At 40.6% G+C, this 20,557-nt stretch carries 15 protein-coding genes; 3 read left to right on the top strand and 12 right to left on the bottom strand.

Annotated features, from left to right (window positions below):
• Genes rfaD through H6607_06585 form a run of 3 tightly spaced genes read right to left on the bottom strand, consistent with a single transcriptional unit; the run spans nt 1 to nt 2,918 of the window.
• Nucleotides 1-969, bottom strand: coding sequence for an ADP-glyceromanno-heptose 6-epimerase (gene rfaD, locus H6607_06575; GenBank protein ID MCB9262021.1), 969 nt, complete (start codon nt 967-969; stop codon nt 1-3).
• Nucleotides 970-1,398, bottom strand: coding sequence for an aspartyl protease family protein (locus tag H6607_06580; GenBank protein ID MCB9262022.1), 429 nt, complete (start codon nt 1,396-1,398; stop codon nt 970-972).
• Complete coding sequence (locus H6607_06585) at nt 1,398-2,918, bottom strand: 2,3-bisphosphoglycerate-independent phosphoglycerate mutase (GenBank protein MCB9262023.1); 1,521 nt, start codon at nt 2,916-2,918, stop codon at nt 1,398-1,400. Before H6607_06585 ends, H6607_06580 begins: the two co-directional genes overlap by 1 nt.
• A gap of 242 nt (nt 2,919-3,160) precedes the next feature.
• Here H6607_06585 and H6607_06590 point away from each other — a divergent pair, with 242 nt between their 5' ends.
• Nucleotides 3,161-4,672 (top strand): WG repeat-containing protein, encoded by a 1,512-nt coding sequence (locus H6607_06590; GenBank protein ID MCB9262024.1) that lies wholly within the window; start codon nt 3,161-3,163, stop codon nt 4,670-4,672.
• Nucleotides 4,673-4,707: 35 nt separating this feature from the next.
• On the opposite strand, the gene H6607_06595 is transcribed toward H6607_06590, so the two are convergent.
• From H6607_06595 to rbfA, 3 genes are read right to left on the bottom strand one after another with little or no spacing between them, the layout of a single operon-like run.
• Nucleotides 4,708-5,283 (bottom strand): aminoacyl-tRNA hydrolase, encoded by a 576-nt coding sequence (locus tag H6607_06595; protein ID MCB9262025.1) that lies wholly within the window; start codon nt 5,281-5,283, stop codon nt 4,708-4,710.
• Between the two features lie 11 nt (nt 5,284-5,294).
• Entirely contained in the window at nt 5,295-6,503 is a 1,209-nt protein-coding gene (locus tag H6607_06600) for an FtsX-like permease family protein (GenBank protein ID MCB9262026.1), read from the bottom strand.
• A gap of 7 nt (nt 6,504-6,510) precedes the next feature.
• A complete protein-coding gene (rbfA, locus tag H6607_06605; protein MCB9262027.1) occupies nt 6,511-6,864 on the bottom strand; it encodes a 30S ribosome-binding factor RbfA in 354 nt (117 codons plus the stop codon).
• A gap of 190 nt (nt 6,865-7,054) precedes the next feature.
• Here rbfA and H6607_06610 point away from each other — a divergent pair, with 190 nt between their 5' ends.
• Entirely contained in the window at nt 7,055-11,800 is a 4,746-nt protein-coding gene (locus H6607_06610; protein MCB9262028.1) for a gliding motility-associated C-terminal domain-containing protein, read from the top strand.
• A gap of 117 nt (nt 11,801-11,917) precedes the next feature.
• Nucleotides 11,918-16,624 (top strand): gliding motility-associated C-terminal domain-containing protein, encoded by a 4,707-nt coding sequence (locus tag H6607_06615; protein ID MCB9262029.1) that lies wholly within the window; start codon nt 11,918-11,920, stop codon nt 16,622-16,624.
• 79 nt (nt 16,625-16,703) lie between these two features.
• Here the strand turns inward: H6607_06615 and H6607_06620 are convergent, their stop codons facing one another.
• The 6 genes from H6607_06620 to H6607_06645 all read right to left on the bottom strand — a co-directional run bounded on the left by H6607_06620 (nt 16,704) and on the right by H6607_06645 (nt 20,540).
• Nucleotides 16,704-17,411, bottom strand: coding sequence for a UMP kinase (locus tag H6607_06620; GenBank protein MCB9262030.1), 708 nt, complete (start codon nt 17,409-17,411; stop codon nt 16,704-16,706).
• Between the two features lie 76 nt (nt 17,412-17,487).
• On the bottom strand, nt 17,488-18,318 hold the full coding sequence (locus H6607_06625) for an elongation factor Ts (protein ID MCB9262031.1): 831 nt from the start codon (nt 18,316-18,318) through the stop codon (nt 17,488-17,490).
• A gap of 33 nt (nt 18,319-18,351) precedes the next feature.
• Nucleotides 18,352-19,089, bottom strand: coding sequence for a 30S ribosomal protein S2 (gene rpsB / locus H6607_06630; GenBank protein ID MCB9262032.1), 738 nt, complete (start codon nt 19,087-19,089; stop codon nt 18,352-18,354).
• Between the two features lie 9 nt (nt 19,090-19,098).
• The gene (gene rpsI / locus H6607_06635) at nt 19,099-19,485 is read right to left on the bottom strand and encodes a 30S ribosomal protein S9 (protein ID MCB9262033.1); all 387 of its coding nucleotides are present in this window, start codon (nt 19,483-19,485) and stop codon (nt 19,099-19,101) included.
• Between the two features lie 3 nt (nt 19,486-19,488).
• Entirely contained in the window at nt 19,489-19,932 is a 444-nt protein-coding gene (rplM, locus tag H6607_06640; GenBank protein ID MCB9262034.1) for a 50S ribosomal protein L13, read from the bottom strand.
• A 176-nt stretch (nt 19,933-20,108) separates the two neighbouring features.
• On the bottom strand, nt 20,109-20,540 hold the full coding sequence (locus tag H6607_06645; GenBank protein ID MCB9262035.1) for a M23 family metallopeptidase: 432 nt from the start codon (nt 20,538-20,540) through the stop codon (nt 20,109-20,111).
• Between the last annotated feature and the right edge of the window lie 17 nt (nt 20,541-20,557).

Here is a 20,557-nt window from a genome sequence, read left to right on the forward strand (position 1 = left end):
TTAAAAGTGTTTTTGGGCGGTTAAATAGTGTTTAACATAATCTGAAACGGCCTCTTCGAGCGTAAAAAAACCACCGTCATATCCTGCACTCAGCGTTCTTTTCATTTCCGCTTTGGTGTAGTATTGGTATTTGTCTCGAATATCTTCTGGCGTTGGCACATATTCTATATTTAGTTGCAAACCGAGAGCCACAAAAACAGATTTTGCCAAATCGTTAAACGTGCGAGGTGTGCCAGTGCCAAGGTTGTAAATGCCATTGTTTTGTTGGTGTTTTAGCCAAAATTCAATAACTTTTATAACATCTTTTACATAAATAAAATCGCGGGTTTGGCCACCGTCTTCAAAATCTGGGTTGTGCGATTGGAACAATTTCATTTTTCCGGTTTGTTTTATTTGGTTGAAGGTATGAAAAACTACCGATGCCATGCGGCTTTTGTGATATTCGTTTGGCCCAAAAACGTTAAAAAATTTTAGCCCAACCCAAAACGGCGGGGTTTCTTCTTGCTTTAATGCCCATACGTCAAAATCTTGTTTGCTTTGTCCGTATGGGTTTAGTGGTTTTAGTTGTTCAATTTTGTCGTTGTCATCGTCAAAACCATCAAGGCCATCGCCATAGGTGGCGGCGGATGAGGCATAAATTAAAGGTACTTTTTTTTGTGTACAATAGTTCCAAATCACCTTTGAGTAGTTTAGGTTTAACTCATCAAAAATGCGATGGTCAAACTCCGTTGTATCGGTTCTTGCTCCTAAATGAATAATGGCCATAAAGGTATGATTACCAATAATTTGTAAAAAATCATTTCGATCAATTTTTGTGCAGTTTTCAAGCCCTTCAAGGTTTTTTAGCTTGTCTTCCCGCACAAATTCATCCACCAAAACAAGATTGGTTTGTCCTTTTCTATAAAGTTCTTGAGCAACGCAACTGCCTATAAAACCAGCCGCCCCAGTAATTACAATACAATTGTCCATTTAATGCAAAGTTAATTGTTGCTTTTTATAATCTATTTTGGCATTGCTCATTTGCAAGACATCTCCTCCCAAAATCGCATCAAAAGGTTCAACGCCTACACTTTCATAAAGCGGTTTTACATGGCTCAAATCCATAATGCCGACTATCAACTTTTTGATTGTCCATTTTTTAAGTTTTAATTTCTTGATTTTGGCAAAATCGGCCTGCACGGGTTCGGCACCCACACCGGCAGTTTTATTTTCGTCTATTTCTATGTGTTTTAAATTGGTTAAACCATCGGCAAACTCTTTGCTCATAACGGTTTTGCTGGCTCCCGTGTCAATAAGTACGCGGGCATACATGCCATTTATTTTCGCCTTGCAAAATATGTGGCAACCTTCGTCGCCCATGGCGGCTATTTGCAGCTTTATTTGTTGTTTTTTCTTCATTAAAAAATGCAGTTTCCGGTCATTTCATCAGGTTGTTGTAAACCCATCATTTTTAGCAAAGTGGGTGCCACATCGGCCAAAATGCCCTCTTTGAGCGAAATATTTTTTTCACCTAACACAATGCAAGGCACCAGGTTTAAACTATGAGCTGTGTTGGGTGTGCCGTCATCATTAATGGCAAAATCAGCATTTCCGTGGTCGGCAATTATCATTAGCCTATAGTCGTTTTTTTGTGCAGTTTCTACCAATTCCTTCACACAGCCATCCACGGTTTCGCAGGCTTTTTTTATGGCTTCAAAAACCCCCGTATGTCCAACCATGTCTGGGTTTGCGAAGTTTACGCAGAAAAAATCATGTTGGTTGGTTTCTATGGCTGCTTTCACTTTTTCTTTAAGTTCAATGGCACTCATTTCCGGTTGCAAATCGTAGGTAGCCACTTTGGGGGAATTTACCAAAATGCGTTGTTCTCCTTCAAATTCTAACTCCCGACCACCACTAAAAAAGAACGTAACGTGCGGATATTTTTCGGTTTCGGCTGCTCGAATTTGCTTTAACCCCAAATTGCTCAAATGCTCGCCCAATGTAAGTTTTAAGTCTTGTTTGTCAAATATAACTTCCACATTTTTAAATGTTTTGTCGTATTCGGTCATGGTAAAATAATGCAGATTAAGCGGAGCCATGTTTTGCTCATGAAACGACTGTTGGGTGAGAGCCATCGATATTTCACGACCTCGGTCGGTTCTAAAATTAAAACACAACACGATGTCGCCATCCTTTATGGTGGCTATTGGTTGGTTATTTTCAGTATTGATTATTGGCAACATAAATTCATCCGAAACGCCGTTTTGATAGGATTCGGCAATGGCCGATAACACATCGTTGGTGGGTTTTCCGATGCCATGCACCATAGCGTCGTAGGCCCGTTTTACCCGCTCCCAGCGTTTATCTCTATCCATCGCATAATAGCGACCAATTATACTTGCCAGTTTGGCATTTCCCAATCTTGGGTCGTTTAATACTTCTTTTATAAAACCTTTCCCGCTATGTGGGTCGCAATCTCGTCCATCCAAAAAAGCATGTATAAAGGTTTGATTATCAAGATTGTTGTCTTTTAAAATGCCGCATAGTTCTTTTAAATGTTCATCGCTGCTATGCACTCCGCCGTTGCTGACAAGGCCTATTAAATGAATGTTTTTGTTCTCACTTTTGGCTAAATCAATGAGTTTTTTAAATGCCGAAATGTTTAAAATACTTTTATCGGCAAATGATTTGTTGATGAGTACCAGCATTTGATACACAATTCTACCCGCACCGATGTTGAGGTGCCCTACTTCGCTATTGCCCATTTGTCCGTTAGGCAACCCCACGTTTTGCCCAAATGTTTTGAGTGTTGTGTTGGGTTGAGTTGCCAATAAATTGTCAATAAAAGGGGTGTTGGCGGCAAAAATGGCATCTGAATAATCCTTTCTACCGATGCCCCAACCATCCAAAATCAGCAAAATTGCTTTGTGGTAATTCATGCGGCAAATTTAGTTTTTTAGTTTCCTTGTTGATTTGTTGACTTGTTGATTTGAGCAAAAAGAAGTAGGCATAATCCTATAGGCCAATTTTCCCGTTTCCTTTTTCTAAAAAAAGCAGGAATTGGTTTTAGGGGGGCTTTGTTTAGAAGATTACTATGCGGGTCTTTTGAATGTTTTCAATTTTACCATTTTCAAATTCTACTCTTTTTCGATTAAATCGAATAAATTTGACAAATAAATTTATGAAAAAAATAGTTCTATATCTTACCTTTTTAATTCCTCTTCATATAGTCTTTGCATACGCAGTAGCTCAAACTAACAACATTTATATTCCCTATCGGGTGGGCGACAAATGGGGAGTGAGCGATACAAATGGGGTGTTGATTGTAGAGCCTCAATATGACGAAGTTAGTATGAATCCTTCCAATAGGGCTACCGATTTTGATTTGATGGATTTCAATCGTTTTAATGACAGATTATCGAACCGACAGGATTTGTATTTTATGAATGACTTAGTTTATTGCAGGGTGGGAAAGATGTGGGGGGCCTTATACCAAAATATGGAAATTATAGCACCTACTTTTAAATCGATAACTCTTATAAAACCATTCTTTTTTTGTGCCACAGATACCAATGGTTTTGAACTTTTTAACTTGAATGGCAAAAAAGTATTTGATGAAAAGATAAATTGGTACTATTTTCCAGAACTTGTTCAAGGTTACTCTATATCCAAAAAGGTATATGTTATGAGAACTCTGACAGGTAATTATCATGTTTTTCAATATGATGCCTCGGAAGGTAGGATTGTTACGATGATAGGTGTATGGAATGAAAATCCAACATTTGAACAGGTAAATATTAACAGTTGGTATGTAAGCAACCGTAAAAACGAAAAGGGAGTTTTGTTAACATGGAGTGCCAATAGTTTTGAAGCGAAAGATACTGTTTTTAATCCAATAAAATATTCAATCTCAAAGGGTGATATTCATTCAGCTAAATCGGCCCTTGAAGCGTGGAGAAAGCAAAAGCAAAATCATAGAATTGTTCACCACTATTCAGTTATGAAATCTGAAAAAGATGTACATGGTAGAATTGAAAAGTGGAATGAAATGTTGGATGCCTACGATACCGTAAGGTTGGAGAATTATGTCGAAATTGGATTTCAAAACACTGGAAATGATTTAGATACAGTCGATTCTTATAGTGATTATTTTTTAACTTTCGACAAAAAAGGTAGATGTGGAATTGAAACCCATCACTCCGTAATACCTCCTCAATTTTCAACTATTAAAGGCTATCGTTTTCAAAACAATTATCTTTTTTTGGTTTCGAAAAAAACAAATTCGGAGCAACTAAAATATGGAATACTGGATGAGTTTGGGAAGATAATAGTACCTTTTAAGTACTATGAAATTTTAGAATTGGAGGGATATAGTGGTAATTTTTTTTGGTTCAAAAATGAGAAAAAAGGAACAATCAGAATTTTCAAACCTGCTCCAAAACCTACTTTCGAGATTTATTTTGATGAGCAATACGACTCAATTGACTCAACGTTTTGGGGACATTACTTATACATTGGTAATCAAAAACGACTTTTCTTGTCATATGGTCATGATTTATCTCCTTTGTTTCCGAGTAAATATGAAATTGAACCAGCACACTATCAAAATTTTCCATTGTGGTTCTTGACAGACGAAAACTTTAACCCTATCGGCTACGCCAATTCCAGAGGCATCCTCTATTTCAAAGACTAAAACCTAAGCAACAAAGCCACGAAGCATCTAAGCATCTAAGCATCTAACAACTTGCTATTCACGCTATTCATGGCCATGCCAATGCCTCTAAATACCATTTCTTCGAGGCCTTTCTGCATTTTGTCAAACAATAACGGAAGTTGTTCTTTTTCTTCGGCTGTCCATTCGCCCAACACATAATCAATTTGTTTTCCGGCATCAAAGTTGGCACTGATGCCTACCCGGATTCGGGGATATTGGTCGGTTCCAAGTGTAAATTGTATGTGTTTCAACCCGTTATGGCCGCCATCGCTGCCTTTGCCACGCATTCTTAAAGTGCCAAAAGGCAAGTTCAAATCATCGGTAATGATTAAAATTTGATGCTTTTCGATGTTCAATTTTTTCATCCAAAACTGTAAAGCATTACCGCTCAAATTCATATAAGTGTCGGGTTTTAAAAAATGCAAGTTTCTGCCCCTAAACTTATAATTGGCATATTGTCCAAAGCGTTCGTTTTGGAATGTCATGCTATATTTTTCGGCTAAAGAATCTAAAAACAAAAAGCCAATGTTGTGGCGGGTGTTGGCATATTTGTCGCCAATGTTTCCAAGTCCTACAATCAAATATTTCATGCGATGTTTATTTAATCGTTAATAAATTCTGCGGCTTTTTTTGCCGGATAAAGGGACGCTATTAATCCTAAAAGGAAGATAATTCCGGAAACCACGAGGAGGTCGGCAAAAAGCAATTTTACCGGAAAAAATTCGACAAAACTTCCATCTAACCGAATAATACCGCGGGTATCTTGCAGATACACAAAGCCAATGCCGATGGCCAGTCCCATGATGATGCCGAGTGTGGTTATAAGCAAACCTTCTTTTAAAAAAATATTACGAATCAGCATTTTGTTGGCTCCCATGCTTCCAATTATTTTGATGTCTTTCTTTTTCTCTAAAACCAACATGGTTAAGGCTCCGATGGTATTGAAAGCAGCTATAAAAACCACCAAACTCAATATGGCAAACGTGGCCCATTTTTCTGTTTTAAATACTTTATAGGCTGCTTCGTTTTGCTCCATTCTGTTTTTTACTTCAAAGTTTTTGCCTAAAGTTTCTTCTATTTTAAGTTCTGTTTTTCGGGCGGTTTCGGCGGATATTTTTAACTCTAAAGAGGTAATGTTTTTTTCTAAATCAAATAATTTTCGTGTAAAATTTAATGAGGAAACAACCAAATCATTAGTGCCGCCTTCATTGTTCAGCAAGATAACCCCTGCCGGAATCGCAAATTCGATATTGAGTGATCCTTCGGGGTTTAGGTTGTTAAATTCTACCCCTTTTTTTGGTACAAAAAATTCGGCTGCGGTTTGCATGCCAGACAAATTGATGTTTAGGCTATGAGCTATTTCGCTGCCAAAAACAGCAAAAAAATGACTGTCTTTTTCGGTTTCAAAACTTCCATAAGTCAAAATGGAATCAACAGAAACAACCTCTGTAAAGGCCGAATCAACACCCTTAATGGTGGCAATTTCTTGTGCATCGGCATAGCGAACCACCACATTGTCTTCAATAATTTTTGAAACGGAAATGATGCCCTCAACTGGAGTCAAAAGGTTGACAACACTATCTGGATTGAAGGATTTTGCATATTTTGAAGTAATTTTCAGGTCAGGGTCAAACTGGTCGTTCATGTTTTTGACCAAACCTTCCAATCCATTGAGCAAAGACAAGATAATAATCATTACCGCCGTGCCGATGGTAAAAATCAAAACGGAAATACCTGAAATCAGGTTGATTGCATTGGTATTTTTTTTAGAAAAAAGGTATCGCTTTGCTATGAAATTGGAGAGGTTCATGGCAGCACTATTCGGCAGAATCGTTTTTGAGGTTTTGCAGCAATTGTTCTAATCGTTCTGCCTTGTCAATTGTTTCGTCAATATAAAATTTAAGTTCGGGTGTTTTTCGGGCATGGTCTTTTAGCTGTTGAGCCAAATAATGTCTTATAGTTGGGGCGTTTTCTTCCAAAATTTTTAAATCGGCTTTTTTGTCTTTAGAATTCAGAAAACTTAAATACACTTTAGCCAAACCCAAGTCGGGTGTAACCTCCACATCTAAAACCGTAACCATTACATTTTGCAATAATTGTTTGGAGGCAGCGTCAATAATAGCACCCAAATCTTTTTGCAACTGTTTGCCAAGCTTGTCTTTTCTACTCATTTTTCCATTGCAAAGCTACAAAAGTTAGATTTTAAAAACGACTGAATAATGGTGTTGTCAATCTTTGAAACAAGAATTGATAAATAATGACAGTTTTAGTTGCTTGTAAATTCAGGTTTTAATCTACATTTGATAAATTTCTTGACCTAAGCATCAAAATGTAGTTGTGGTGTGTCTTGTGTTTGATAATATGAATTCTAAAGTGTCATTTCTTTTTAAAAAAATTGGGATATGGATTTTGGTAGCGATACCATTTTTAGTATGCACACGTGCGGATGCCGACCACATCATTGGGTCTGATTTTACATACAAATGCTCATCAACCAACGATAGTATTTTTGAAGTTACCTACAATTTCTACCGAGATTGTAACGGTTGCTATGTGTTGGGGCAATCTCCCAAATGTGGCACGTCAGAAAACTGTGCTTCGAGCCAAACAGCCCCCACCTCACTATCGGTAAAATGTATTTCGGGAGGTTCGTTTTCGGGAACGCTTAACTTGAGCCGAACGGCCATAGTGGATATCACAAAAACGTGCAAAGCAGTAAAGAGCAGGTGTGCTCAACCATGCAACGGGTCTTTTCCGTATGGTATTGAAAAACATGTTTTTGAAGGAACTTTAGATTTAAGACAGGCCATGAAAGGTGGTTGCTGCAACTTCGAAATATCGGCATTGCTTTACGTGCGAAGTGCATTGATAACCACCGGGCAGCAACAACAAACATTTTATACAAGTTGCGAGATAAATACGTGTAAAGCAAAATGCAACACATCGCCATTACTTACCAATGACCCCGTAGCTATTTTGTGCTGCAATCAACCTTATGTTTTCAATAATGGTGCGGTTGATAATGCTGACTACGATTCCATTAGCTACAGTTTTGCTCCCGCCTTTAGAGGTCAAAATCAGCAATGTTCTTATGGAGGTAATTTTACCTACGATAACCCAATTACAGTATATTATCCTTCAGGCTTAAAATTTCCTTACTCAAACCCTAACTCAAACCCACCAATTGGCATTCGGTTAGATCCATTAACGGGTGACTTAATTTTTACCCCAACAAATTGCGGTGAAATAGCCGTGGTGGTTATAGCCATGACAGAATGGAGGAAAGACACAGCCGGTGTATATCAAAAAATTGGTGTCACGCGGCGTGACATGCAATTTATTGTAATGAGTTGCCCGGACAATAATCCACCAACCATTACGAATACCAAATTTTCGTATCATACCTGCGAAGGTGAGCAGATTTGTTTTAACGTAACTACAGACGATAAGGTGAAAGTGCCTCCGCCACCTGCCACGCCGCCCGATCCGGATACTGTGCAGTTGACTTGGAATAGAGGTATTCCGGGTGCTACGTTTACCATAGCAGACCCAAATGCGAGGCTAAAAACGGGTCAATTTTGTTGGACACCACCCATTGGAACCGCCAGCACATTGCCCTATTCCTTTACCGCAACGGTTAGCGATGACGCATGCCCACTGGCCGCCAGTGCCACCAGAGCTTTTCAGGTTTACGTAGATCCGATTGCCGAAGCCGAGCGAGATATTGATACGTTTGATTGTGGAAAATATTCTGTTTCGAGCACTCCCTTTGCAAATTTTTTAACTCCTGCCAAGTATGAATGGCAGCTTTTAGATTCTACAGGTGTTGTTCTGTTTGATAAAGGGAGAGGTTATTTTAAAAGCTCGAACAACTTTTTGAGTAGCAAACAAAATGATACCATTCAATTTAGAAAAGGAGGAAAATACATAATAAAACATACCATTCGCAACAAACCCGATTGTCCGAATTTTTATTACGATACGCTTGTAGTCCCACCACTTTTAGAAGTAGATTTGGCTTTTGGGTCGGACACTTTTGTGTGTGCAGGCACCACTTTACGTATCGAACCAAAGGTTTCAAATGCAAATCCTCCGGTAACTTTTCTTTGGCGTGATGGAGCCACCACAAGCTATAAAAATATTAAGTTAGGTAATAATGTAACCGATACAAGTTTTTATGTTGAAATAAAGGATAATTCCGGTTGTACGGCATGGGACACAACCATAGTTTATTTGCGACCTAACCCAACGGTTTCTTTAGGCGTTGATCGCAGAATTTGCACCTACGACACGATACATCTTGTTCCGCAATTGGGTTTGGCCTACTGGGATGACCCAAGAGATACATCACAAACTACCATTCAGCAGGGAGACACACTCTACAAAACTTGGTTTTTGGATGGGTTAAAAATTAGTACAGATAGCCAATTCGTTGCCAACATTGCCGGTAAATATGTCATTCAAATAACGGACAGCCTCGGTTGTATGGGGCAAGACACGATGATACTGCACGTAAACGACACAGTGAAAGCCGATGCAGGTCAAGATCAGGTATTGTGTTGGAACGATGTCGTCGTAATAGCGGCGGGAGGCTTAGACACGGCGGGCAATGCCAAAAGTGGTTGGTATGTGTGGAATGATATTACGAATCCGGCCAATGTAAAAGAATTTAGCCGGGACGACACCTTAAAATACAACATCAAAACAACGACCGATTACCAGTTGCAGTTGTATGTAATAGAAGATACCACGAGGTGTTATGACGATGATACGGTAAAAATAACGGTCAACCCGCTGCCAACGGTAAAAATGCCAAACGATATGGCCGTGTGCCGCGATGCGGGGGTAATTACGTTAAACATCTTAGAGGATGCCGCCACTAAAGGTGGAGCATGGTCTGTACCTGCAAAACCCGGATTGGTTATTAAATCAGGTACTCAATATCAATTTGATACTTGGAATGCCGGAGCCATAAAAGACACCACCAAACGATACAAGGTGTATTATCGCTACATTCACCCATCAACCGGGTGTGTACGCACGGACTCATTTGAGATAAAAGTATTCCCCTTGCCTGAGGTAAGCATTCGTGACGGATATTTCTGTCAAGACAAAGGTTTTGTAAACTTTAGAGACGATGGCACGATAAAATTGCCGTCAAAACTGAAGTTGGATTTGGGTACACAGCAATGGAATTGTTTGGAGTGCGGAGCGTATGATTGGTCAAAAATGTTGTACAATGCAGAAACCCGCTTTGGTTTTCCGGCCAATTATGAGATAGACATCAGCGAGAACACCATAGACTTGGGAAGCCGTCCGTCGGATTCCATCAAAATAGAATTTGTGTTTAGAAGCATCGATGGATGTTATGGTAGAGACACCGGCAAGATAAAAATAGTAAAAGTACCGAAGATAGACTTTAGTCCATTCCCTGATTTGTGCTGGGATTTGGGCAAGGTTGACTTAAAAGAACTGAGCAAGGTAGTACCCAATGATGGCACATGGTATGCTATCAATGCAACAGGCTTTAAAGATTCGGCGAGCTTCAATCAGGGGTTAAACGGTGGCTTCTTTCAAGGCGATACACTGAACACCTTGCAAACGGCAAAACCGGCCAAAGATGGCAACTTTAAATATAAGCTACGGTACTTCCACAACCTATCGGGTTGTCCCACATTTAGAGATACCAACATAACGATACAAGGATTGCCTGTACCGAAAATAAACACCACACCACTTACAGGCTATGTAAACAATGCACCTTTTGTACAATGCGAGTTGGACGACGACATTGCCTTAACGTCGAACTATCCGGGTAGTGGTGGCAAATGGAGCAGCAAACAATCGGGAGCAGTATCGGGCAGCACCTTTACGGTGGGAAGTGTAACAACACACAACAAACCGTTTTACATCAACTTTGACTATACGAACAGCTTTGGCTGCAAGGGCAAAGACTCGGTGTTGGTAGAGGTGCATGGCAAACAAGAAATCAACCTAAATCCGGACATCGAACTGTGCAGAACAGGAGATGCCATGACGGTTGATATTGCAGCAAGCACCGTAAACGCATCTGATTTTACGTGGTTTTACTATCAACCTAATGGCAAATTTGCGGACGATAAAAATACCACCACCACCTTTACGTTTAGCACCTCGGCAGACTCTACGGAAAAGTTATTGATTATAGCCAACACGGTTGTTCAAAACGGCACAAGTGCAAATGTTTGTCCCACTGTGGAGGAATATCTAAATATCACCATCCACCCAAAACCGAAGGCGGAAATAGTGGCAGATACATTAAACGGCTGTAATCCGGTGGATGTAAACTTTGGGGTGAATATGCTGAACAAAGTAGATGCAACGACAAGCAGCTATGCATGGACTTATGCCGATGGCGGCTTGGACAACATCCAGTCACCCAGCCGTCAGTTTACGGATGATGGAGACAATCAAGTAAGTTTAACCATTACCTCGGAGCATAACTGCGATACTACGTTGACGGTGAACGTGGAAGTTTACCCCATACCGGTGGCCTTGTTTGTGCCCGACCCGAACAACAGCACCACGGCAGCATTGCCCAAGTTCCAGTTCAACAACCAATCGTCGGTAGCCAATGTGTTGAACAGTACAATTACCGAAAACATTTGGGATTTTGGAGACTTATCAAGCATTGATGACACTTCCACCCAAAAAAGTCCCTTGTTTTTCTACCCAGCCGATACAGGTTCGTATGACGTAACCCTAAAGGTTCGCACCCAATATGGCTGTGAAGATCAGATTACGCTTCCGGTAATTATTGGGCCTGATATTTTGGTATTCATACCCAATGCCTTCTCGCCCGATGGTGGTGGGCCAGGTGTCAATGAGTTTTTTAAACCGGTTGTAAATGATGCGATTGATAAATATCATCTGGTTATATTTAATAGATGGGGTGAGGCAATATGGGAGACTACCGACAAAACAGAAGGTTGGGACGGTAAATATGGAAGAAAAAAATACTCAAACAGAGAGCCAGTGAAGGCCGATGTTTACGGATATTATTTGGAGGTAACCAGTTGGAATGGTAACAATTATAAATATACTGGTACAGTGACGTTGTTAAGGTAACAATATCTATCGTTTCTTAAAGCCCGATGAAAAATCATCGGGCTTTTTTGTTTTTTTTATTTTGTCGTGCAGCGAATTGAGGTGCTAAAGAGTTTGTATAGAACAAATGACAACAGTATGAAACAATTTTACCAATTCGCAAAAAACAATTTAAAAAGACTTGGCCTTTGGCTTATCGCTGTCATGATGATAAGTATGGTTTCAAATGCATCTCACATGATGGGTGCTGATATTACCTACAAATGCATTGACACACTAAAGTTTGAAATTTTTGTAAAATACTATCGTCAATGTGCGGGAATATCTCTTTCTAACCCAAGCAGTGAAACAAAGGTAATATGCACCACAACTGGTTCTGCTCAAGGTGTTTCATTGTCATTGGTCGGTATTCGGGATGTTACCCCTGTTTGTGCCAAGGCTGGTAATCCGTGTAAACCAACAAACACAAAGGCGAGCGATGGAATAGAGGAACACTTTTACAAGGCTACCATTGATTTCAATCAAGCCCCTTACAGTAATTTAATAAAAAACGGTTGTTGCATTATCCGATTTGAAACTGGCCAGTCGGCGAGAAATGGTGATATCACAACTGGAGCAGCAGGATACTATTTTTACACCTATGCAACTGTAAATTTGTGCAAAGCCCCATGCAACAGTTCCCCCGCCCTTACTACGGAGCCAGTTGCTTATTTATGTTGCAATCAGCCATTTTTCTACAACAACGGAGCATCAGATACAGCCAACTTTGATTCCATTTCATACTCATTTGGTCATCCTTTAAAGGGGTACAATCAAATAATTTCTTACAGCGGAAATTATTCCAACACTAAACCTTTTGACGTGTATTTGCCTGGAGGGTTACCTTCAACATATTGTAATTGTAATGCAAATCCTCCAATTGGACTTTGTCTTGACCCTCTGACGGGTGACATTTGCTGTACTCCTACCAATTGTAACGATCGAACTGTGGTTGTGTTGGAGATGACGGAATGGAAGAAAAATCCATCAACAGGAAAGATGGAAGTAATTGGGGTCACTCGGCGTGACATGCAATTTATTATTAAACAATGCCCTGATAATAACCCTCCCGTCATAAAGGGAGATTTTAAAAGAGAGATCTGTGAGGGTGAACAAATTTGTTATACCATTACCACAGAAGATGCAGTAAAGAAGCCACCACCACCAGCCACACCGCCCGATCCGGATACGGTAACGATAAGTTGGAACCGAGGTATTCCAGGGGCGAGTTTTACGGTAATCAACCCAACGGCTATCAACCAATCGGGTAGATTTTGTTGGACTCCACCTATTGGCTCGGCCAGTACCATACCTTATACTTATACGGTTACGGCTCGTGACAATGCTTGCCCGTTGAATGCCGTAACGGTAAGGGCGTTTCAAATCATTGTTCATCCCATAGCCGAAGCCGACCGAATAATAACGAAATTGGATTGTGGAAGGTACGCCATTGAAAGCGAACCTTTCCCGAACTTTAGAAATCCTGCCAAATATACCTGGCAGCTAAAGGATACGAATGGTGTGGTGTTGTTTGACCGAAAATATGGATACTTTGAGAGCAGCAAAAACTTTTTGAGCAGTAAACAAAAGGATACGATTTTGTTCAGAAAAGGTGGAACGTATATTTTGCAACATACCATAAACAATCTGCCCGACTGTCCGAATGATTATTATGATACGATAGTTGTTCCGCCATTGTTGGAGGTTGATATAGCATTAGGACCTGACACTTTTGTGTGTGCAGGCACCACCTTGAGGCTTCAACCTCAAACCGCCAACGGATATCCACCGATTACATATAAATGGGGAACGGGCGACACGACCGATTACATTGATGTAGAAGTTCCGAATTGGACGAGCGACACCTCTTTTTACGTACAAATAAAAGATGGCAACAACTGTACAGCATGGGATAGCACCATTGTTTATTTACGCGAAAACCCATTGGTATTTATCGGGCCTGATAGACGAATATGTACGTACGATACCATCCACTTGGTGCCAAATGATAGTTTGGCCTATTGGGATGACCCGAGGGATACCTCAGAGATACGCATCCGACAAGGCGACACACTTTATAAAGAATGGTATCTGGATGGAGTGAAGATAAGCACCGACAGTATGCTGGTGGCCAATGTAAAAGGAGAGTATGTTATTCGGGTGGTAGATAGTTTGGGCTGTTTTTGGCAAGACACCATGATACTGCATGTAAACGACACAGTAAAAGCCGATGCAGGTCAAAATCAGGTATTGTGCTGGAATGATGTCGTCGTAATAGCGGCGGGAGGCTTAGACACGGCGGGCAATGCCAAGAGTGGTTGGTATGTGTGGAATGACATTACAAATCCGGCCAATGTAAAAGAGTTTAGCAGAGACGACACCTTAAAATACAACATCAAAACTACCACTGACTACCAGTTGCAGTTGTATGTAATAGAAGATACCACGAGGTGTTATGATGATGATACGGTAAAAATAACGGTCAACCCACTGCCGACAGTAAAAATGCCAAACGATATGGCCGTGTGCCGCGATGCAGGGGTAATAAACATGATTGGCGACCCAACGGGAGGAGCGTGGTCAGTTCCTTCAAAACCAAGTTTAATGAAAGTTTCCAACGGTGTTTATACGTTTGACCCATGGAACGGAGGAGCCATAAAAGATACCACCAAGCGATATGAGGTGTATTATCGTTATGTACATCCTTCCACCGGATGTGTACGCACCGACTCGTTTGAGATAAAAGTATTCCCATTGCCGGAAGTAAGCATTCGTGACGGATATTTCTGTCAAGACAAAGGTTTTGTAAACTTTAGAGACGATGGCACGATAAAATTACCATCAAAACTGAAGTTGGATTTGGGTACACAACAATGGAATTGTTTGGAGTGCGGAGCGTATGATTGGTCAAAAATGTTGTACAATGCAGAAACCCGCTTTGGTTTCCCGGCCAATTATGAGATAGACATTAGCGAGAACACCATAGACTTGGGAAGCCGTCCGTCGGATTCCATCAAAATAGAATTTGTGTTTAGAAGCATTGATGGATGCTATGGCAGAGACACCGGCAAGATAAAAATAGTAAAAGTACCGAAGATAGACTTTAGTCCATTCCCTGATTTGTGCTGGGATTTGGGCAAGGTTGACTTAAAAGAACTGAGCAAGGTAGTACCCAATGATGGCACATGGTATGCTATCAATGCAACGGGCTTTAAAGATTCGGCGAGCTTCAATCAAGGGTTAAACGGTGGTTTCTTTCAAGGCGATACACTGAACACCCTGCAAACGGCAAAACCGGCCAAAGATGGTAACTTTAAATATAAGCTACGGTACTTCCACAACCTATCGGGTTGTCCCACATTTAGAGATACCAACATAACGATACAAGGATTGCCTGTACCGAAAATAAACACCACACCACTTACAGGCTATGTAAACAATGCACCTTTTGTACAATGCGAGTTGGATGCAGACATTGCCTTAACGTCGAACTATCCAGGTAGTGGTGGCAAATGGAGCAGCAAACAATCGGGAGCAGTATCGGGCAGCACCTTTACGGTGGGAAGTGTAACAACACACAACAAACCGTTTTACATCAACTTTGACTATACGAACAGCTTTGGCTGCAAGGGCAAAGACTCGGTGTTGGTAGAGGTGCATGGCAAACAAGAAATCAACCTAAATCCGGACATCGAACTGTGCAGAACAGGAGATGCCATGATGGTTGATGTAGCAGCAAGTGTGGTAAATGCGTCTGATTTTACATGGTGGGATTACGGAAAGAAAGGCACATTTGCGGATGCAAAAGACACCACTACCACCTTTACGTTTAGTACCTCGGCGGACTCTACGGAGCGAATATTGATAGTGGCAAGTACAGAAGTTATAGTTGGAACAAGCAATAATGTATGTCCGTATAAAGAAGAAACATTCTTTATCACCATCCACCCAAAACCGAAGGCGGAAATAGTGGCAGATACATTAAACGGCTGTAATCCGGTGGATGTAAACTTTGGGGTGAATATGCTGAACAAAGTAGATGCAACGACAAGCAGCTATGCATGGACTTATGCCGATGGCGGCTTGGACAACATCCAGTCACCCAGCCATCAGTTTACGGATGATGGAGACAATCAAGTAAGTTTAACCATTACCTCGGAGCATAACTGCGATACTACGTTGACGGTGAACGTGGAAGTTTACCCCATACCGGTGGCCTTGTTTGTTCCCGACCCCAACAACAGCACCACGGCAGCATTGCCCAAGTTCCAGTTCAACAACCAATCGTCGGTAGCCAATGTGTTGAACAGTACAATTACCGAAAACATTTGGGATTTTGGAGACTTATCAAGCATTGATGACACTTCCACCCAAAAAAGTCCCTTGTTTTTCTACCCAGCCGATACAGGTTCGTATGACGTAACCCTAACGGTTCGCACCCAATATGGCTGCGAAGATCAGATAACACTTCCGGTAATTATTGGGCCTGATATTTTGGTGTATATACCCAATGCCTTCTCGCCCGATGGTGGTGGGCCATTGCGAAACGATGGATTTAGGGCTCATGTAAACGATGGAGCAAAGCTTTATCACTTGATAATATTTAATCGCTGGGGCGAAAAAATATGGGAGACCACCGATAAAACCCTCGATTGGGATGGCACCTACGGCCTGCCACCAAAAGAGGGCGGCAAAGATGGCTTGCACCAACCCGTTCCGATGGGAGTATATAGCTACCAGCTCGACATTGTAAGTTGGAGCGGCGAAAAGTTCCGATACACAGGAACCGTTACGCTGATTAGGTAAGGAGAATTACAAAAATACTAGCCGTTAAAACGAGGAGACCCGCCAATTGGCGGGTCTCCTCGTTTATTTTAATAAGATTTTAGCTTACTAACGTACCCACCATATTGCCCTCAACAATATTGAGTAGGTTGTTCTCTTTGTTCATGTCGAAAACAACGATAGGTAATTTGTTTTCTTGACAAAGCGTAAAAGCCGTCATGTCCATTACCTTTAGTTGGCGTTGAATGACTTCTGTAAAACTAATATTGTCGAACCTAACGGCAGTGGTGTCCTTTTCAGGGTCGGCGGTATAGATGCCATCCACACGGGTACCTTTTAAAAGCACATCGGCTTCAATTTCTACCGAACGCAACGATGCAGCTGTATCTGTGGTGAAATATGGGTTTCCGGTTCCGGCTCCAAAAATTACGACCCGTCCTTTTTCAAGATGCCGAATGGCTCTTCGACGAATAAACGGCTCGGCTACTTGTTCCATTTTAATGGCACTTAACAATCGGGTATAAATACCTATTTTTTCTAATGCACCCTGCAATGCCATGGCGTTAATTACAGTGGCCAGCATGCCCATGTAGTCGGCTTGAGCACGGTCTTCCATACCGCCCTCTACACCCTGAACACCTCGAAAAATATTGCCACCACCAATTACAATAGCCACTTCCACCCCTTTGTCAACCACTTTTTTTATTTCTGCGGCATATTGCCCCAAAACGTTTGGATCGATACCATACTCATGAGAACCCAACAAGGCTTCTCCGCTCAACTTAAGAAGTATTCGTTTATATTTCATTATCAAAGTTTTTCAAAAAAAAGCAAAAAAAAGGGAGAAACTATGTTTCTCCCTATATTAAAATATTTCTAATTTCTTATCCAAGAGCTATTCTTGAAAAGGAAACTACTTTTAAACCGGATTTTACATTGTCGAGCATTTGCTCAACGGAAATGGAATTGTCCTTTACAAAAGATTGTTTGGTAAGCGTATTCTCTTTGTAAAACTTATTCAATTTACCTTCCGCAATTTTATCAAGCATTGCCTCAGGTTTTCCTTCTTCACGAGCTTGTTCACGACCAATTTCTAATTCGCGGGCTTTTACATCGGCAGGAACGTCGCTTTCGTCAACCGAAACAGGGTTCATCGCTGCAATTTGCATAGCCACATCTTTTCCGGCTTCAACAATAGCATTGTCAGCCGATTGGTTCAAACCAACCAAAACGCCGATTCTGTTACCCGCATGAATATAGCTGATAACCGCTGCTGAATTGATTTTTGAATATTTAGTGATGTCAATTTTTTCACCAATTTTACCCATTTCAGAAGTAAGTCTTTCTGCAACACTCATTCCGTCAATGGTCAAATTTTTGATTGAATCAATATCTTCGCAATTGTTGGTCAATGCCATTTCGGCTAATTGTTCTGCTAATGCTACAAAGTCTGCATTTTTAGCCACAAAATCAGTCTCACAGCTCAATCGCAAAACGACACCTGTTTTGTTGTCGGCAGAAGCTTTTGCAATAACTGCACCTTCTGTAGCGTCTCTGTCGGCTCTATTAGCTGAAATTTTTTGTCCTTTTTTTCTAAGCAGGTCAATAGCAGCTTCAAAATCGCCATTGGCTTCTGTAAGGGCTTTTTTGCAATCCATCATGCCGGCCCCGGTCATTTGTCTTAACTCGTTTACTGCTGATGCGGTAATTGTCATAAGATTTTATCTATTAAAATGATTTTGTTAAAATTAATTTGCAGCAACTTCTTCTTGCTGATCTTTTACACTTTCTTTAGCCTCTTTTCTTTCGCTTAATCCTTCAGCAATAGCGTTAGAAAATTCTCTTGTCAAAAGTTCGATAGATGCAGAAGCGTCGTCGTTTCCTGGAATTGGATGATCAGCCAAGTTTGGATTTGAGTTGGTGTCAACAATCGCAAAAATGGGGATATTCAATTTTTGAGCTTCAGCAACGGCAATATGTTCACGCTTAACGTCGATGATAAAAAGAGCCGCAGGCAGTCTGTTTAATTGCTCAATACCACCAAGCAAACGTTGCAATTTTGCCTTTTCCCGATCTTTCATCAAACGCTCTTTTTTGTTTAAGTGCTGATACGTTCCATCGGTTGACATTTTATCTATCGTTTGCATTTTTTTGATAGATTTTCTAACCGTAGCAAAGTTGGTAAGCATACCACCCAACCAACGCTCTGTTACGAAAGGCATGTTTACTCTACCAGCTTCGTTTTGAACGATTTCTTTTGCTTGTTTTTTTGTTGCAACAAACAAAATTTTTCGGCCTGATTTTGCAATACCCTTAACCGCAGATTTTGCATCGTTAAGTTTTGAAAGCGTTTTATTTAGGTCTATAATATGAATTCCGTTTTGCTCCATGAAAATGAAAGGAGCCATTTTTGGATTCCATTTACTTGTAAGGTGTCCGTAATGTACACCGGCATCAAGAAGCGTTTTTGTCGTGATTTCTGACATATACGAGTATTATCGTTTACTGAATTGGAATTTCTTACGTGCTTTTTTCTGACCAGGTTTTTTACGCTCAACCATTCGGTTGTCGCGGGTCATAAAACCTGCTTTACGCAACGCCGATTTGTGTTCGGCATCTATTTCAACTATTGCCTTGGCAATGGCCAATCGAAGAGCCTCTGCTTGTCCGGTTGTGCCTCCGCCACTCAATACAGCTTTTACATCGTAGTTGCCGTTTAGACCGCATAGTTCTAAAGGCTGATGTACTTTAAATTGCTGTGTAGCTGTGGGAAAATAGTCGTTTAATTCTCTTTTGTTTACGGTAATAGAACCATTGCCAGGAGTTAAATAAACTCTGGCAACTGCGTTTTTTCTTCTACCTGATGTGTTGGTAATTTCCATATATTACAACGCTAAATTTTCGGGTTTTTGAGCTTCATGTGGATGTTCGGTTCCGGCATACACAAATAAGTTGTGAAACAATCTGTTGCTCAATTTATTTTTTGGCAACATACCTTTCACTGCTTTTTCAATTACTCTTTCTGGGTGCTTTGCCAACATATCCTTAACGGCCGTTTCTCTTTGACCACCTGGGTAGGTTGTGTGTCGGATATACACTTTATTGTCCATTTTGGCACCAGTAAGGTTGATTTTTTCGGCGTTGATAACAATCACATTATCACCACAATCAACATGAGGAGTGAAATCAGGTTTGTTTTTTCCTCGAATCACTTTGGCTACCTCAGATGCAAATCTTCCCAAGGTTTTTCCTTCTGCATCGGCTACATACCATCTTTTGTTGGCTGTTGCCTTGTTTACCGAAATTGTTTTATACGAAAGAGTATCCACTTATCTGTACTTTTTATTGTTTCCCTTAAAAAAGGGCTGCAAAAGTAGTTTTACTTTTTTAATTTTTCAACCGAATGTCTTAAAAAATGTAATGTTTTTTGGTTTCGGTGCATGAGTTAGTCTTCTTAGCATCAAAACAATTTGATTATTAAGCAAATACTAGCCTTAGATTTGGGTCAATTAAAATAGTCTATCGGGTTAAGGTAGAACATCTTTTTCCATCCTTGAACGCTGTTGTCCTTTCGCCATATATACGGAATTGGTGTACTTATGGTATAATGAAGATGTGGCGATTTTGAGACGGCATTGCCCGAATTGCCCACTGTGCCAATTACCGACTGCTGGTTTACATATCGAAATGACGTTGTTTTTATTTCATTTAAATGAGCATAATAGTGCACCCGCCATTTAGGTCCTAATATCAAAACCATATTGCCGCCCAAGCCTACTTGGCCACAATACACCACAAAGCCTTTTGTGGCCGAATGAACGTTGGTGCCCTTTTTAGCAAAAATATCTACCCCTTTGTGTGTAACGGATTTTCCCCATGGGTAATACCAAAAAGACTGTGAATGATAATCTTTGGCAGTAGCACCTTCAACAGGCATTTTTAATTTTTGTGGAA

It is taken from the genome of Flavobacteriales bacterium (assembly GCA_020635395.1).
Classification (GTDB): Bacteria; Bacteroidota; Bacteroidia; order NS11-12g; family UBA9320; genus UBA987.